Source organism: Pseudarthrobacter sp. NPDC092419 (genome assembly GCF_044755045.1).
GTDB lineage: Bacteria > Actinomycetota > Actinomycetes > Actinomycetales > Micrococcaceae > Arthrobacter.
The window spans coordinates 276362-293045 of the sequence record NZ_JBIVQF010000001.1; the positions used below are offsets into that span (position 1 = coordinate 276362).

At 68.2% G+C, this 16684-nt stretch carries 13 protein-coding genes; 4 read left to right on the forward strand and 9 right to left on the reverse strand.

From position 1 onward, the window contains the following. Positions 1 to 8 precede the first annotated feature (8 nt). On the reverse strand, positions 9 to 884 hold the full coding sequence (gene rsmI / locus ACIQC0_RS01245; RefSeq protein ID WP_400532252.1) for a 16S rRNA (cytidine(1402)-2'-O)-methyltransferase: 876 nt from the start codon (positions 882 to 884) through the stop codon (positions 9 to 11). 47 nt (positions 885 to 931) lie between these two features. Between rsmI and ACIQC0_RS01250 the strand changes: the two genes are divergently transcribed. Both ACIQC0_RS01250 and ACIQC0_RS01255 read left to right on the forward strand, forming a co-directional pair. Further along, positions 932 to 2587, forward strand: coding sequence for a dolichyl-phosphate-mannose--protein mannosyltransferase (locus ACIQC0_RS01250; RefSeq protein WP_400532253.1), 1656 nt, complete (start codon positions 932 to 934; stop codon positions 2585 to 2587). A 61-nt stretch (positions 2588 to 2648) separates the two neighbouring features. Beyond that, entirely contained in the window at positions 2649 to 4478 is a 1830-nt protein-coding gene (locus ACIQC0_RS01255; RefSeq protein WP_377215328.1) for an AMP-dependent synthetase/ligase, read from the forward strand. On the opposite strand, the gene ACIQC0_RS01260 is transcribed toward ACIQC0_RS01255, so the two are convergent. From ACIQC0_RS01260 to ACIQC0_RS01280, 5 genes are all read right to left on the reverse strand, one after another. Beyond that, positions 4475 to 5668: a TIGR01906 family membrane protein gene (locus ACIQC0_RS01260; protein WP_400532254.1), complete on the reverse strand. Its 1194-nt coding sequence runs from the start codon at positions 5666 to 5668 to the stop codon at positions 4475 to 4477. The two genes, ACIQC0_RS01255 and ACIQC0_RS01260, sit on opposite strands and share 4 nt — an antisense overlap. Positions 5669 to 5819: 151 nt before the next feature. After that, the gene (locus ACIQC0_RS01265) at positions 5820 to 7055 is read right to left on the reverse strand and encodes an Ig-like domain-containing protein (RefSeq protein ID WP_377215326.1); all 1236 of its coding nucleotides are present in this window, start codon (positions 7053 to 7055) and stop codon (positions 5820 to 5822) included. A 63-nt stretch (positions 7056 to 7118) separates the two neighbouring features. Further along, entirely contained in the window at positions 7119 to 8585 is a 1467-nt protein-coding gene (gene ahcY, locus ACIQC0_RS01270; RefSeq protein WP_400532255.1) for an adenosylhomocysteinase, read from the reverse strand. A 126-nt stretch (positions 8586 to 8711) separates the two neighbouring features. Continuing rightward, positions 8712 to 8969, reverse strand: a complete 258-nt coding sequence (locus tag ACIQC0_RS01275) for a Trm112 family protein (protein ID WP_400532256.1) — start codon at positions 8967 to 8969, stop codon at positions 8712 to 8714. Between the two features lie 78 nt (positions 8970 to 9047). After that, entirely contained in the window at positions 9048 to 9437 is a 390-nt protein-coding gene (locus ACIQC0_RS01280) for a DUF3499 domain-containing protein (RefSeq protein WP_400532257.1), read from the reverse strand. Between the two features lie 117 nt (positions 9438 to 9554). Between ACIQC0_RS01280 and ACIQC0_RS01285 the strand changes: the two genes are divergently transcribed. Next, a complete protein-coding gene (locus tag ACIQC0_RS01285; RefSeq protein WP_377215322.1) occupies positions 9555 to 10067 on the forward strand; it encodes a metallopeptidase family protein in 513 nt (170 codons plus the stop codon). Positions 10068 to 10099: 32 nt separating this feature from the next. Here the strand turns inward: ACIQC0_RS01285 and ACIQC0_RS01290 are convergent, their stop codons facing one another. The 3 genes from ACIQC0_RS01290 to ACIQC0_RS01300 are packed head-to-tail and all read right to left on the reverse strand — an operon-like array spanning position 10100 to position 15667. Next, a complete protein-coding gene (locus ACIQC0_RS01290) occupies positions 10100 to 11761 on the reverse strand; it encodes a DUF5719 family protein (protein WP_400532258.1) in 1662 nt (553 codons plus the stop codon). Continuing rightward, the gene (locus ACIQC0_RS01295; RefSeq protein ID WP_400532259.1) at positions 11754 to 15107 is read right to left on the reverse strand and encodes a glycosyltransferase; all 3354 of its coding nucleotides are present in this window, start codon (positions 15105 to 15107) and stop codon (positions 11754 to 11756) included. The genes ACIQC0_RS01290 and ACIQC0_RS01295 overlap by 8 nt, the downstream gene beginning before the upstream one ends. A 29-nt stretch (positions 15108 to 15136) precedes the next feature. Next, positions 15137 to 15667, reverse strand: a complete 531-nt coding sequence (locus ACIQC0_RS01300; RefSeq protein WP_377215319.1) for a WhiB family transcriptional regulator — start codon at positions 15665 to 15667, stop codon at positions 15137 to 15139. A 302-nt stretch (positions 15668 to 15969) separates the two neighbouring features. Here ACIQC0_RS01300 and ACIQC0_RS01305 point away from each other — a divergent pair, with 302 nt between their 5' ends. Beyond that, entirely contained in the window at positions 15970 to 16668 is a 699-nt protein-coding gene (locus ACIQC0_RS01305; protein WP_400532260.1) for a TIGR03089 family protein, read from the forward strand. Positions 16669 to 16684: the final 16 nt, after the last annotated feature.

The following is a 16684-nucleotide window of genomic DNA, read 5'->3' on the forward strand; positions in this document are numbered from 1 at the left end:
TCCAGCGGTCAGCGCGCGGCCAGGACCGCCGCGTACAGCTCCCGCTTGCTGACACGGGCGTCCTCGGCAACCGCGGCCACCGCTTCCTTGAGCCGGATCCCTTGGGCGACGAGGCCGTTCACCGCCGCGACGTGGTCTTCCGGCGTGCCTGGCGCCTTGTCCGGAGCGCCACCCAGGACCACGGCGATCTCGCCGCGGACCTCGTTGGCCTCCGCCCACTGGAGCAGGTCGGCGAGCGTGCCGCGGAGAACTTCCTCGTACGTTTTGGTCAGTTCCCGGCAGACGGCCACTGGCCGGTCCGGGCCGAACCGCTCCCGCAGTGCGCGCAGCATGGCTTCAAGCCGGTGCGGGGCCTCAAAAAACACCATGGTGCGCCGTTCGTCCGCCAGGTCCGCCAGGCGGGAAGCGCGTTCCCCCGCTTTCCGCGGCAGGAACCCCTCGAAGCAGAACCTGTCGGTAGGCAGGCCGGAGAGCGCCAGGGCGGTCAGCACGGCGGATGGTCCCGGGACGGCGGTCACCGTCAGCCCGGCAGCGACGGCGCCTTCCACCAGCCGGAAACCGGGGTCCGAAACGGACGGCATGCCGGCGTCGGTCACCATCACCAGCGTGCTGCCGGAGCGCACCTGCTCCAGCAGTTCGGCCGTCTTCGCTGCCTCGTTGTGCTCGTGGTAGCTGACGACCCGCCCGGCTACGGTGATGCCGAGGCTCTGCACCAGGCGGTGCAACCGGCGGGTGTCCTCCGCCGCCACGATGTCTGCCGTGCCCAGTAGTTCCACAAGCCTGGCCGAGGCGTCACCCGTGTTCCCGATGGGGGTGGCGGCGAGGACGATGCGCCCAGCGGCGGCCGGACCGGTGACAGGAAGAGGGTGAGGGTTAGGATCCACGCCCTCCAGCCTACTGCCGCACACGGGCCGCGGTGCCAAAAGGTAGCATGGGGCTCGTGACGCAGACCTCGACCCGGCCGGCCGGGGCCGGACAAAACTGGCTGAACCGACCCGACGAGGCCTTCACGCCTGAAGCCCTCCGGGCCCGCCTCCTGGGCACCGCGCAGACCTGGCGGGACTACCCGCCGTCGTTGCGCCTGTGGTTCTTCCTGGTGCCGCTGCTGGCTGCCGCCGTCGGGGGTATCCTCCGGTTCGTCCGGCTGGGCACTCCCGGCACCCTGGTCTTCGACGAGACGTACTACGTCAAGGACGCCTACTCCTACCTGACCAGCGGCTACGAGCGAAGCTGGGCGGACAAGGCCAACGACTCGTTCAACGCCGGCAACCCCACCGGACTCCTCGACTCCCCCGAGTACGTGGTCCACCCGCCGGTGGGCAAGTGGATGATCGCGGCCGGGATGTGGCTGTTCGGCCCGGACAATGCTTTCGGCTGGCGGTTTTCCGCTGCATTGATTGGCACGCTGTCCATCCTCCTGCTGAGCCTGATCGCGCTGAAGCTCTTCGGATCCCTGCCCCTGGCCGGTGCGGCAGGACTGCTGCTGGCCGTAGACGGCCACCATCTGGTGATGTCCCGGACGGCGCTGCTGGACATCTTCCTGATGTTTTGGATCCTGGCCGCGTTCGGTGCGCTGTTGCTGGACCGCGATGACGGACGGTGCCGGCTCGCGTCCCGGCTGGCAGCCGCAGCCGGGAACGGCGGCCGCCCGCCCGCCATGGTGCTGGCTGCCGGCCCGTTCACCGGCGTCCGCTGGTGGCGCATTGTTGCCGGAATGTGCCTGGGCCTGGCCATCGGCACTAAATGGTCCGGGCTTTTCTTCCTGGCAGCCTTTGGCATCCTGACCGTGCTCTGGGACCTGAACGCCCGGCGGGTTGCAGGGGTGCGTGGCTGGATCAGCGGGGGCATCATCAAGGATGGCGTGCCCGCGTTCCTTTCCATGGTCCCCGCGGCCGCTGCCGTCTACGCCGTCACCTGGACCGGCTGGTTCCGTTCCACGGACGCCTATTTCCGGCGCTGGGCCGAATCGAACCCCTCGCCGGAATGGGGCTGGCTTCCCGACTCCATCCGTTCCCTGGCGCACTATCATCTGGAGGCGTACAACTTCCATCAGGGCCTGGGATCGGACCACCCCTATGAAGCGCGCGCCTGGAGTTGGCTGGTACTGGGACGGCCGACGTCGTTCTTCTATGAGGACCCCGCGCGCGGGGTCCCCGGCTGCGACGTCGAAAAGTGCTCCTCAGCCATCCTGTCAGTGGGCAACCCGCTGATCTGGTGGGCGGCCGCGGTATCCCTGGTGGTGCTGCTTTTCTGGTGGGCCGGGCGGCGCGACTGGCGCGCCGGCGCCATCCTCGCCGGCGTTGGCGCGGGCTACCTCCCGTGGTTCATGTACCCCGAACGCACCATGTTCTACTTCTACTCGGTAGCGTTTGAACCGTATCTGGTCCTCGCCCTCGTGTTCTGCCTGGGGCTCGTGCTGGGACGGGCCACGGATCCGTTGTGGCGCCGCAGGTCCGGGCTCTACGTGGCCGTCCTGTTCGTGGCGGCCGCCATCCTGCTGTCAGCCTTCTTCTACCCGGTCTGGGCCGCTGAGGTGATCCCCTATTCCGACTGGAAAGCCCGAATGTGGATGCCCTCCTGGATCTAGGGAAAGATGGCTGGAGACCCCCTGAAGGAGCCGCTGCCGCGGCAGCGGAACGGAGAACCGCGTGAGAGAAGCAAGCACCGGGCTGCTCGTGGAGCTCGACCCGGACAGCAACGTCACGGACCTGCTCATCGAACAGGAGGCGGCGAACGCCGCGCATCCCCTCTACCGCCGGAGGGGCCCCAACGGCTGGGTGGATGTTCCGGCGCTGAAGTTCCGCGAAGAGGTCAGCGCGCTGGCCAAAGGCCTGATCGCCGGCGGGCTTGAACCAGGCGACGCCGTGGCGGTCATGTCCGGAACCTCGTACGAGTGGACCCTGGTGGACTTCGCCATCTGGTTCGCCGGCGGCGTCACGGTCCCCATCTACGAAACGTCCTCGCCACACCAGGTGGAATGGATCCTCCGCGACGCCAACGTCCGGCGCGTCTTCGCCGAAAACGCCGCCAAGGCTGAACTGATAGCGGGCGTCCTCGCCGGTGCCGAAGGCCTGCGGGAGCGGCTGATCAGCGTGGTGCGGATGGAGCACGACGGCGGCGCCCCCAACCTTGCAAGCCTCGCCGCGGCAGGGGCCGGGGTGGGTGACGCCGAGCTGGAGCGGCACAGGACGCGGGCGGGCCTGGCCGACGTCGCATCGCTCGTATACACCTCGGGCACCACCGGCAATCCCAAGGGCTGCGAAATTACGCACGGAAATTTTGCCCTGGTGGCGAAGAACATTGTGGCGTTTCTGCCCGAGATCCTTCAGGAGGAGCAGGCCAGGACACTGATGTTCCTGCCCTTGGCCCACGTCCTTGCCCGGGCCGTGCAGGTCGTCTGCCTCACCGCAGGGGCAACTCTGGGGCATACTCCGGGGGCCGCCCGCCTCTTGGAGGACCTGGGCACGTTCCGTCCCACTTTCCTCCTGGTCGTGCCGCGGATTTTCGAAAAGGTCCGCGCCACGGCAGGGCACAAGGCCGCGCTGGCCGGAAAGTCGCGGCTGTTCAGGGCGGCCTCAGCCACCGCCATCGAATATTCGCAGGAACAGGACCGCAAGAGCCGGGGCGAAGGCACCGGACCGGGGTGGCTGTGCCGGACCCGGCACGCAGTTTTCGACCGGCTCGTTTACCCCCGTCTGCGCCAGGCCCTGGGCGGCAGCATCGGGTACACCGTATCCGGCGCGAGCCACCTGGCCGCCGACGATGCCCATTTCTTCCGCGGTGCAGGTATCCCGGTCCTGGAAGGCTACGGCCTCACCGAGACCACTGCCCCGTGCACGGTCAATACGCCCTCGCGCACCCGCGTAGGCTCGGTCGGCATCCCCATTCCCGGCACCACTGTCCGGGTGGCCGCTGACGGGGAGGTGCTGGTCAAAGGCATCGGCGTTTTCCGTGGCTACCACGGGAACCCGGCCGCGAACGCTGAGGCCTTCGTGGACGGTTTCTTCCGCACGGGAGACCTGGGCGAGCTGGACGCCGACGGCTTCCTGACCATCACAGGCCGGAAGAAGGACCTCCTGGTGACCGCCGGCGGCAAGAACGTGGCCCCAGGGCCGCTGGAGGACGCCATTCGCGCCCATCAGCTAGTGGCCCACGCCGTGGTGGCGGGCGACGGCCGGCCCTTCATATCCGCACTGGTCACCCTGGATCCGGAGGGCCTGGCCGACTGGCGCTCCGAACGCGGCCTGCCCGGGCTCCCGGTCGCTGACGCCGTGACCGATCCTGAGGTTCGGGCGGCTGTCCAGGACGCCGTGGACTCGGCCAACCGGCTGGTCTCCAAAGCAGAGTCCGTCCGGAGCTTCACGATACTGGACACCGAATTCACGGAGGAATCGGGCCACCTGACCCCATCCCTGAAACTCAAGCGCGCAGACGTGCTCCGGGACTTCGATGCGGAGGTCAGCCGGCTCTACGCCTAGGCTTTACCGGCCCTGGATTCCTTTGTCGGCTTGGATTCCCTCGGGGCTTTGGGCTCCTTGGCCGGTTTGGATTCCTTCAGGGCTTTGGGCTCCTTGTCCGCTTTCGGTTCCTTCTCCGGTTTCGGTTCGCGGGGCGGCAGGCCACGGCGGCGGCGGGTTGGCCAGGTCAACACCAGGGTCACAAGCGAGGCGATGAATACCAATGCGGCAATAACGATCCCTGCGTCCACCCAGAACTGCCCGGGGAACAGCCGGATGAGGGTATCCTCCAGGCTGAAGGTCCAGGTGCCGTCAGCGAAGAAGATCCGGTGGAACTCGGTGAAAAACTGCTGCCAGCCCAGCACGCCCAGCGTACCGAGGCCCAGGATGGCCACAAGACTGATGATGGAGCCGGCGAAGAGTCCCCGGCGGACTCCGCCGGTGCTGCGCTTCCGCAGGTACAGGATTCCGATGATGGTGACGATCACCAGCAGGGCCCCCGCGCCGAAGGAGGACAGGATGACTGCCTTGACGTCAGCCATGTGGCTGACTTCGCCGTCTTTGAACAGCCGGTCGCCGCTGCGGTTCACGAGGTCGCCCAAATACCGCGGACCCGCCCAGTTGCTCAGGTAGTCCACGGTGTAGGAACCATAGGTCATCCGGTCGTCGGTGCTGAAGCCGTAACCGTCGCCGGGGAAGCCCGGCCGGTTGTACTCCACCCACAGGAACAAGGGGCTGGTCACGGCGCGGACGGCCAGGACCAGGAGGATGATGGGAAAGAACAGCGCCAGCAGGACCTGCATCAGCCGCGGTCCGGCGGGCTTGGCATTGGCGGCGCTGTCCCGCTGGGCGTAGCGGCGCGCCACCTCGTCCTCCGGCGGACGGACCTGAAGGGCTGACGTGGCCAGGGGCTCCTCGAAAACAGCGCGGCTTCCGTGTCCTCCCGCCGCTCCGGTGGCGGGCGCTCCGGTGGTGGGCATAGCCGCAGCGTGCCCGCCTTTGGCGGGAACAGAGGGGTCGACGGCGGCGTCCGCCGCCTTGCGTTCGGCGCGGGTTTCGGGCTGGGCCGGGCCGTCAGCTGCCGCGGCAGTGCGTGGCGCCGTCGGGGCCATCCACGAGAACGCCGGCTCGTCGGAGTCGGCCGGGGTGTCCATCAGCGGTTCCGGAGCCGGTCCCGCGCTCTTGTCGGGGCCCGGTTTATCGTCTTTCACAGCAGCGTCACTTCCGTTGGTTTTGGTGCGGGGCGGTGTTCCGCAGCCGCCCATTTTCTGTAGACGAGCCTATCGTTCGGCGGCATGGCCCCGGCCTCGGCCACCCCGTACCGTTTACAACGATTCAGGCACTGGCCCGGCGGGCCAAAGATCAGTTGTCGTATTCGCTCCATGGAATATTCCAGTCGCCGTACCCGTCGTCGTGGGCGGCATAGTCGCCCTTGGTGTTAATGATGTTCACCACGTCCCCGGTGCCCATGTTCTCGAAAACCCAGGCGGCGCCGGCAGGGGCGAACCCGATGCAGCCGTGCGAGACATTCTTGTTGCCGATGTAGGGATAGGCCGATTTAAGTGCCTGGTGGATGTAGGCGCCGCTGAGTGTCAGCCGGATGGTGTATTCGACGTCAACGTTGCCGTAGTAGGCGGGGTCGCCGGGCTTCAGGCCGATGCTCGAGGCCCGGAAGTGGTCGTACCGTTTCTTTTCCATGAGCACGCCGTAGCCTCGGGCGGATGGGAACCGCGCGTCGCCCATGCTGACCGGGAGCGTCTTGACCGGCTTGTCGTTGATGCTGAGGGTGAAGGTGTGCGCGGCTGCGTCCGCAATAGCCACCTTCTTGTCGCCGATGGCGATGTTGACCTTCTTGTTGAAGTTGGCGATCTGCCCGCCGCCCAGGTCAACACCGAACAGCTTCATGTCCATGGTGATCTTAGAATTCGCCGTCCAGAAATTCTGCGGCCGGTAACGGACCATGGTGTCGCTGTGCCAGTGGAAAGCGCCCTTCTGGCCGGCGCTGCTGGTGATGGTGATGGCCTTTTCCACCGCGTCCCGGTTGGTGACCGGTTCACTGAAGATGATCTGAAGGGGCTGCCCCACGCCCACTTTCATGCCGTCCAGCGGGTAGATCGCAGCGTCCGCTTCATGGGAGCTGGAGACGGTGCTGAAGGTCCGCGTGGTGCTGGTTTCGCGCCCGGCGGCGTCCTTGACCACATACGTGTAGCTGTAGTCGGTATTGAATGCCAGCGGCGCGGTGGCCTTCCAGCCGGTGGCCGCGGCGTCGATGCTTCCCGGGACCGATTCACCGGAGGTGCTGGTCAGGGTCACCCGCTCGATGGTGCCGTTGTCCACCTGGAGGGACACCGGCACGGCCGGGTTCACCTGCTTGGCACCGTCTGCGGGCTTGGCTTCGGCGGCCACCGGCGGAATTACCGGGGTGGCAATGCCAGGCGAGGTCCGTACGGCGGACACTGATTCGGATTCGAGCGACGGACCGGCCAGCCCGGGCGCGACCGCGGCGAACACGCCGCCCGCGGCGGCGAGGATGCACACTGCGGCGATGATCAGGATCTTTTTCAAGGTTGCCGTGCGTCGGCCGGGCTGGGACTGCATCTTTTGATCCTAGGCGCTGAAAGTAACAACCCGGGTGCACATTGCACCCGGGTCACTCACTTCTTAGTAACGATAATGTTCGGGCTTGTAAGGGCCGGCAACGTCGATGTCCAGGTACTCTGCCTGGTCCTTGCTAAGTTCAGTCAGTTCCACGCCCAGGGCGTCCAGGTGCAGCCGGGCCACCTTCTCGTCCAGGACCTTGGGCAGGACGTAGACCTCGTGGCGGTACTCGCCCTGGTCCTTCTTGGTCCACAGCTCGATCTGGGCGATGGTCTGGTTCGCGAAGGAGTTGCTCATCACGAACGACGGGTGCCCGGTGGCGTTGCCCAGGTTCAGGAGGCGGCCTTCGGAAAGGACGATGATGGACCTTTCGGCGTCCGTGCCTTCCTCGAACACCCATTCGTGGACCTGGGGCTTGATCTCCACCTTCTTGACACCAGGGATCCGGGCCAGGCCGGCCATGTCGATCTCGTTGTCGAAGTGACCGATGTTGCCGACGATGGCCTTGTTCTTCATCCCGGCCATGTGTTCGGCCATGATGACATCCTTGTTACCGGTGGTGGTGATGAAGATGTCGCCCTGGGCCAGCACGGATTCGAGACGGGCAACCTGGTAGCCGTCCATGGCGGCCTGGAGCGCGCAGATGGGGTCGATTTCGGTGACGATGACCCGCGAGCCCTGGCCGCGCAGCGCCTCGGCGGCGCCCTTACCCACGTCGCCGTAACCGCAGACGACGGCGACCTTGCCGCCCATGAGGACGTCGGTGGCGCGGTTGATGCCGTCCGGCAGCGAGTGGCGGATGCCGTACTTGTTGTCGAACTTGCTCTTGGTGACGGAGTCGTTGACGTTGATGGCCGGGAACAGCAGCTTGCCCTGTTCCGCCAGCTGGTACAGGCGGTGTACGCCTGTGGTGGTCTCTTCCGTGACGCCCTTGATCGTGGCGGCCGTCCGGGTCCACTTCTGCGGGTCCGTTGCCAGCGAGCGGCGGATGACGTCAAGGAAGACGGCGTATTCGGCAGAGTCCTCAGGGGCGGCTGCCGGCACATTTCCGGCCGCCTCGAACTCCACGCCCTTGTGCACCAGCATGGTGGCGTCGCCGCCGTCGTCCAGGATCATGTTCGGTCCCAGTTCGGGGTTGGTGTCGGCGCCCGGCCAGGTCAGGATCTGCTCGGCAGTCCACCAGTACTCCTCCAGTGTCTCGCCCTTCCAGGCGAAAACAGGAACACCCTGCGGGTCCTCAGGCGTTCCCTTGCCCACCACGACGGCGGCCGCGGCCTCATCCTGAGTGGAAAAAATGTTGCAGGAGGCCCAGCGGACCTCGGCCCCCAGTGCCGTGAGTGTTTCGATCAGCACAGCGGTCTGCACGGTCATGTGCAGTGAGCCGGCAATCCGGGCACCCTGGAGCGGCTGGGTGGGGCCGAACTCTTCGCGCAGGGACATCAGGCCGGGCATCTCGTGCTCAGCCAGGCGGATTTGGTGCCGGCCGGCCTCGGCCAGGGAGATGTCGGCAACTTTGTAGTCAAAAGCCATGGGTGGGTCCTTTGTTCGGCCCGGCGCGTGCTCCGGCCGGGGTTTTGATGCCGACGGCGGCACCTGGGTGTGCGGGAAGGCTGGCTGGGCGCGGGTTGGGCCTGGCCGTCCAGACCGGGATCGCGGCTAGGCCGTGCCGGCGGCCGGGTCCGTGCCGGAGATGCCTGTGGAGACAGCGTCGTGCTGGTCAGAGCCGGCGGTACTCGCCGCTGCCATGAGTTCGGGCGGCAGGAGCAGCGGAATGCCGTCCTCGATGGCATAGCGGGGCTTGTTGCCTGAGGAGTCGGCCGCCGTGGCTACCAGCTCTTCTCCCTCCTGGACCAGCGCTGAGCCGGTCACGGGGCATCGCAGGACGGAGAGGAGTGCAGGCATGATCTTTGGCATTTCTTCGTGCTCCCAGACGGGCGCGCTCGCGCCGGTAGCGGAATGGTGTTCACCTTCCAGCCTACCGTCACGAGGGCATCAGGAAGGTTCGCGCAATACCCGGAGGTGGCCGCGCCGGGCGCCATCCTGGGCGGCGGGGCCGTCGATGGTCGCCTGACCTCCGCGCTGCACCTGGGGTTCCGGGGCCCGGGCAGGGCGGGCGGCCGCGTCGCGCACCGCGTTGGCGAGGGCCAAGAGGTCGTCCGGGCCTGGCTGCTGCGGGGTGGTGGGCATGGCCAGGCGCATCACTTCCCAGCCACGTGGCACGGTCAATGAGTCGGCGTGCTGGGCGCACAAATCGTAACAATGCGGTTCGGCGTAGGTGGCGAGCGGTCCCAGGACGGCGGTGGAGTCTGCGTAGACATACGTCAGAGTGGCCACCGCTGACTGGCGGCAGGCAGATCTTGAACACTGACGGATAGCTCCCACGACATCCCAGCGTACTGCCTGCAGCCGGCAATGGCGTGCATTGCCGCTCCGGAACCGCCCGGTGTGGTTGCGGGCCCGTATATCGCGCAAAGCTGCGGCCGGGTTTACAGTCAATGTATGCAGTCATCGAACCATGAATCACGCTTTACGGTCCGGTTGGCTGACCCGGATGCCGGCAAGGATCCGGGAGCTGCCGGCCAGGTCCGGAGCTTTGCCCGGCGGAGGCGCAACCGCCACGGCCGCGGCCTGCGCGGCGAAATCATGCTTCCCACCCACCCCGGTTACCGGACTCGCTCGGACCGGTTTGACGACTTGGTCCTCGATTCAGCCCAGCGCCTCCACGACATCTGGGGCAGGACGCTGGACGGCGTGCGGTTTGGCGTGGACGAAATCCCCCCGGACCTGGAACGGCTGGCGGCGGATTCCGCCACGGCGCCGATGGGCGCCTACACCCCGGCTTCGGCCGGCGACGGTCCCATGATCACGGTGTACCGCCGGGTGGTGGAACAGGCGTGCTCCAGCGTGGAGGAACTCCAGGACCTGGTGCATGACGTGGTGGTCGAGTACACCGCCGAAATGCTCGGCGTCGCCCCTGAAACCCTGGACCCTGTGTACCGTCGCCGCTACTGAAGGCGGCGGACGACAGCCGGCTCACGGACCACTCAGTAGCCCACGGTCACTGGTACGGTTTCCTGGCCCGCCGCGGCCGGGAGCAAGCCCAGCGCGGATATATCATTGCGACCGTCCGCGCCGTACATCAGCACGGCCCCGTAGGCGGCGTCGCCCGATGCCGAGACCACGTAGCCCAGCACTCCGGAGCCGCCAACCTTCTCCGGCACGGTGACCGCCGCCGTCGTCCCGCCGGCAATGTCAGCCGATGCGGGCGCATGCACTTTGCCGTCCGCAGTGATAGCCGCGTAAGTGATGGTAGCCCGCGTGTCCAGGACCCCGAACACCAGGCGCCGCGTGCCGCCGGCCGGAACGGAGACCACATGCTGGCTCCCCAGCCGCAGCCCCGACGGGGCCCATGCCATGTCCGAGGCGCTGCCCGCCTTCAGCCCGCGCGCCATCCGGGCGGTGGCCACGAAGGACACGTCGGAAGACGCGGAAACGGTGTACTGGCCGGCCGGGACACCGGCGAGCGAAACCTCGGTGACTGCTCCGGCTTTGGCCGTTACGACTCCCCCTGAGGGCAGCGCCTTCTCCCCGTCCGGCCCCAGCAGTTTGACCTCCACGACGGCGTCGGACGGGCCAGGGACGGTCAACTGCAGGACAGGACCCGCGTCTTCATATCCGGCGTTCCCCAGCAGCGAGTCCACTGCTGCCGGGTCCTGGATATCCACGCCCGGCATGACCTGGCGCACTGCGGGCGCTGCGCCCGGCGCGATGAAGTCGAGGCCACCAGGAGTGAGTCCGCGCAGGGTGCTCTGCTGGATGAGGGCTGCCACAGGGCCGCCAGTGCTGCGCACGTGCACGGCAAGCTGGGCTTCGGCGGGCGCCAAGCCTGCCAGGACTACGGACCGTGTCGTGTTGGGGGCCACCAGCAGGCCGCGGCTGCCGGGGGCCTGGATACGGCCTGCTTTACCGAAGAGTTCCAGGTTGACCGTTGCCGGGGTTGAGGAGGCGTTCGTCAGGACCAGCACGGAGGTGCGGCCGATGGTGGTGCTGGCCCCTGCGAGCCATTGGTCGTTCGACGGCCTGAGGCAGTTCGCCGCAGCGGTGCCCTGGAGGTCGCCGTCCGTGGCGGAAAACTTCATGGCTCCGGCCGCCGACGCCTGTTGGTTGGCCAGCGGATCAGCGCTCAGCACTGTGGGACCGGTGACCGGGCGGGCGGCCACCACGCCGGCCAGGAGTTTCTGCGCGCCTTCTTCCGGGGCCTTCTCACCAGACTTGGCCAGTTCCACGGCGGTCTTCCCGTCGAGCCCCGCCAGGCGGCTGGGCGGCACCGCCCCCGCAGAGCTCAGCACGGCGCCGGTCACGGACGTGGCGGCAGTGGCCGATTCGGGACTGAACTGTGGGTCCGTACCTGCTTCGGTGCCTTCAAGCAGGCGCGCGGGGCCGGCGCAGACCCCCTGGGTTGCCCCGGCCGGGACGGCCGCTGCAGCGGGGGGCACGGTTCGGCTGGATGCCGTCGGAGGCAGGACCGAGCCAGCGGCCACCACAGCCCCGGCACCGGCGAGGACCAGCAGGGCCGAGGCCACGCTTCCGACGACGGCCTTCCGCCCCCGCTGTTCGCCCCTTGCCTTTTCTTTAGGCTTGGCCGGCGTTTCGACGGGCTCCGGGCTGTTCTGCGCTGCCACGTGGGCGTCGGTCTGCTCATGCATTCTGGTGTTCCTTACGCAGGGAGCCCTCATCCCGGGACAGCCCGGTCCTGACGCGCCGGGCAGGCATGGGGATGGCGAGCAGCACGGTCAGGCCGATCACGACGCCCTGGCCTATGGCGGACCACACGGCCCACGGGTTCTGGTAGCTGATGGTGAGCTGACCGCCGGACGGCGGCAGGGTAAAGGCCTGGGACCAGCCCGAGGTGGTGGCGGTCAGCCTTCGACCGTCCAGCCAGGCGCTCCAGCCGGGGTCGGCACGCTCGGCCAGCACCACCAGGCGCCCTTCCGGACCCTTCGCTACCGGTGCGTCCACCCCCTGTGTACCTGACGCCACCAGGGCCACCGCAGCGCCTTCGGCGTCCACGATCCGGACCCGGTGGGTGATGTCCGCCGGTTGCAGGGCCGGCTGGTTCAGCGGCGTGACCCGCCACAACCAGCCCACGTCCGTCTGGCCTACGGCGGCGAGGCCGGGAACCGCATCCAGGCGGCTCGCCGTCAACTGTGCGGCGGTATCCGCCGACCGCAGCACCACGAAACCGGCGCCAAGCTGTTCCAGGTCCTTGCGCGGATCCACGCCCTGCCCCGCCACAAGGGTGGCCACCACCCTTCGAAGGGCAGCAGTGGCGGCGTCGTCCTCGCGCACCGTTTCCGAACCCGGGGCACCGATGATGCTCCGTGCCGCCGCGACGGTGGAAAGGCTGTCCAGGCGGGTTCCGGCTCCATTGGCCAGGCTGGCTTCAAACCCGCCGTCCTGCCGGGACCTGATCAGCAGGGTCCGTGTCTGTTCCCTGCCGGCGCCCCTGTCGATAGCCGTGGCCGGAAGCGTCCTGGTACCGGAAGCCTCCACCAGGGGCGCGGCTCCCAGCGGACCTGGACCCGAGTCCGCCGGCGTGGCCTCGGGCTGCTGGACGGCAGTCTCTGGAGCCGCGGGATCCGGCACTGCGGCGGCGCTCTGCGGACGGAGGAGACTTTGGGCGGACCACGCCGCCATGCCGGCCAGCGGACCTGCCACGAGGGCAATCGTCGCCAGTGCCACTGCGGATTTGGCCGCGAGCCGGCGCCGGCCAGGCTGGTCGAACCTGTGTGCCCTGGCCAGCAGGTGCTCCGCTCCGATCAGGGCAGCACCGAGCAGCGCCGCCGCCGTGGCAGAAACAGCCGGGCCGGTAAAAGGCACCACCAGCGCGTCGGCGTTAAGCCCGGTGGCGACGTGGCCGGCCAGCCATCCGCCAGCCAGGAAGACGGCCCCGGCCACCCAGAGTGCCCGGGCCAGGAGCGATCGCCGGCTGGGAACGAAAAGTCCCGCCACGGCAAAGACCAGCATGGGCAGGCCCACCAGGAGTGCCAGGATGAGCGCCCACGGCGTCCCGCCGTCCGGGAACAGCGGGAGCCCGCGCAGCCCGGCCGCGGGATTGAACTCCAGCGGCTGTCCCAGCATCTGCTGCCAGAGTGGTGCCGCTGCGAAGTCCAGGGGCAGTCCGGGATCGGCCAGGAGCGCGCGCGGCCGGTCCAGCACGGACAGTCCGAATGGAATGAACAAAGCTGCAGCGGGCAGCAGCGCCCACCACAGGGTCCGACCGCGGCGGCGGAGTGCGGCGCCGCACAAGGCGATCACCGCCACCGAGGGCAGCAGGAGCGATGGCGCCGACGCCGTAACGACGGCGAGGACCAGGCCGGCAGCGGCCGCGGCCGTCCAGGACGGAGTGCCGTTGACCCCGGGCTTAACTGGAGGCGGCTCGGCCGCGGACAGCGCAAACCGGCCGTGCCCGGCGACTGATCCCGTCGCCCGGAGGAGCGCCAGGACAAGTAGCGGAAGCAGCACGTGGGCAATCAGGGCCCCGACACGTCCTTGGTTCAGTGCCACCTGCAGCGCCGGGGCAGCCGCCCAAAACAGCGCGGCCACCAAGCGGAGCCGGCGGCGCCGGGTGAGCGCTCCGGCGGCGAACCAGGCTGTCAGAGCGGACAGTGGCGCGCCCAGGAGCAACAGCCACACGAGCGCCGCGTTGGCGTCCCCGCCGCCCAGCACCCCCAGCAGCCACAGCACGTAACCGAACGGATCCCCGTGGCCCGGCAGCCCGGACCCGAGGCTGACCCACCAGCTTGAGGCGTGGTGCCAGATCTCCCCAAGGCCCGCGGACGCGGGAATCAGGGCGCCGCCGGAGGCCGCCTCGGCGCGGAAAAGGCCGCCCAAGGCCAGCGCCGACGCCACTGCAGCGATGCCGGCGGCTGCGATGGCGCCGTTTCCCACCCAGCCCCGCCGGGTGGTGGCCAGAGCCGCGAAGTCATCAGAGGAGTCACCGCTGGGCTGCAGCGCCAGGGGATCCTGTTCGAGGTCGTCGCCCGCCGTGTCCGAGCCGAAGGCTTCCACCAGCGAGCGCCTGTGGCTCCATACCTCGCGGCGGGGCGTCTGCAGTTTGCGGATCACCGAGCGCCGGATCCGCCGCGTCCTGCGTGCGGCAGCGCGGGCCCTGACGATGGCGCGGGGACGGCCCAGCGCAGCCCAGGTGGCGAGCATCTGGCCAAACCCGTGTCCGGGCTCCTTGACCAGCACGCCAAAGACCAGGCGGACCAGGCTGCCGATGAATGCGCCCGCGGCATGCACGGGAACCATCCACAGCGGCGCATGCTTGAGCCGCAGGTGGATTTGGGCCTTCCTTGCAGCCGCGGGATTGCCCAGGCCGTGGGGGCGATGGGCCACGTGGTACATCCGGGCGCTGGGCACCACCACCACCCGGTGCCCGGCGAGGCGGTTGCGCCAGCAGAAATCGACGTCGTCGCCGCTGCCCGGCAGCGCAGGGTCGAAGCCTCCGAGCTGTTCCCAGACGTCGCGGCGCACCAGCATGCCCGCCGAGTTCACGGCAAAGGTGTCGCTCCGGCCGTCGTACTGGCCCTGGTCCATTTCCTCGGCATCGATGAGGGTCAGGCGTTCCGCCCAGCGGCTGGTGGAGAGTCCGACGTCGACCAGGCGGCGCGCCACATGCCAGTCAAGCTGCTTGCAGCCGGCTACCGTAACCGACGGTGCACGTTCGACGGCGCCCAGCAGCTCTGCAAGGGCGTCAGGGTGCGGCGCGGCGTCGTCGTGGAGCAGCCAGATCCATTCGGCGCGCGCCTCAGGCGTGCCGGACCAGGGGGCGAGGGCAGAGAGCCCGGCGGAAACGGCCGCGCCCATGCCGCCCTTGGCGCGGGAAGTGCTGATGACGTTCGGCCGCCCGAGCGACTGTTCCAGGAGGAGCAGCGAATCATCCGAGGACGCGGCGTCCACGCCGATGGCACGGTCCACCGAACGCGTCTGGTCCGCCAGGGCTGCCAGTGTTCTGGGGAGATAGTCACTGCCGTTGTGTGCGACCACAACGGCGGTAACGTGTACTTCCTGGTGAATTAGAGTGCTCGCTTCCTCAGCCGCCGGCGTTCACGCTCGGACAGGCCTCCCCAAATGCCGAACCGCTCGTCGTTGGCCAGGGCGTATTCCAGGCACTGCGAGCGGACGTTGCATGCGCCGCAAACCTTCTTGGCGTCGCGGGTAGACCCTCCCTTTTCGGGGAAGAACGCCTCCGGGTCCGTCTGGGCGCACAGTGCGTCGGTCTGCCAGCCAAGTTCGCCTTCATCGTCGAAATCCTGTTGGAGCGGCAGCCCGATCCACACGGGCTGGCCCGCGCCTGAGGCAAGCTCCATGGGCGGATCCAGATGGTCCTCCGGTTCATCGCCTCCGTCCAGGAAGGCCTCGTGGGCGGCCAGGAACGCTGTGGCCTGGTCTTCCAGGGCCCCTCCCGCGCTCCTGTTGAACCGCTCGGCAGCGTGGGGGTCGGCGGGATCGATATACCAATCCCCCGGCACCCCCCGCGCCCGGTATTTTGCCGTGGCCTGACCGGCTACTGCGGCATCTTCCTGGATAAGCTCTGCCTGCCCCATGTGGCGACCCTCCTGTGTTGCGGCGCTTGCCCTTCTGCGTGGACACTCGGTTGTGTGCCGGCAATTAGGCAGTTGCCTTAGATCTCTAATTACACGTGTGTAACTAGGGCGAGTCAAGCCGTCCCGGGATAATAATCAATGCCTCCCCATTTACGGATGCACGCCACGCCCGGACTTTGTCGGCGCGTCGACCGGCTGGCCCGGCCCGTCAGCGGATGAGACCAAGATCACACCCCGCGGGATGCGCAAATTCCCCGCTCCCGTGCCGTGACCCCGCCCGGGACGGGTGGCAGGATGGAACCATGACTATTCCCGCGAGAGACCTCATGGCCCGGCTCCGTTCGGGCAACGCCACCGCACCACGGCTGACCTGGTACGGGCCGGACTCCGAGCGGGTGGAGCTCTCCGGGCGGGTGCTGGACAACTGGGTGGCCAAGACCGCCAACCTCCTGCAGGACGAACTGGATGCAGAACCCGGGATGCGCCTCCGGCTGGACCTGCCCGCGCATTGGAAGGCCCTGGTGTGGGCCTTGGCCGGCTGGCAGGTTGGGCTGGAAACCGTGCTCGGTGGCGGAGAAGCCGAGTTCCTGGCCACCAGCCGCCCCGAGGCAGCAGACGGGACGCACGAGGCCATTATCGCCGTCGCGCTTCCCGCGCTTGCCATGCGCTGGCCGGGTGAGCTGGCGGCCGGGTGCCTTGATTACGCCGCGGAAGTGCGCTCCCACGGGGACGTATTCATGGCGCATTCGGACCCGGACCCCGATTCGCGGGCGCTGATGGGCGCGGACGGCACCGAGTACCGGCACCGGGACCTGCTGGCCGGTTTCGCTGCCGGGCACGAAGACGGCGCGAGGCTCCATGTAGCGGCCGCGGACGGCCTGGAACCGGCGCTGGCCAATGCCCTTGGCGCCTGGGAGCGCGAGGGTTCAGTGGTGCTCACCCATGCAGACGTGGCATTGACGGACAAGCTGCTGACTGCCGAACGCATCCACGGTAGCTAAGGCCATATCCCGCAAG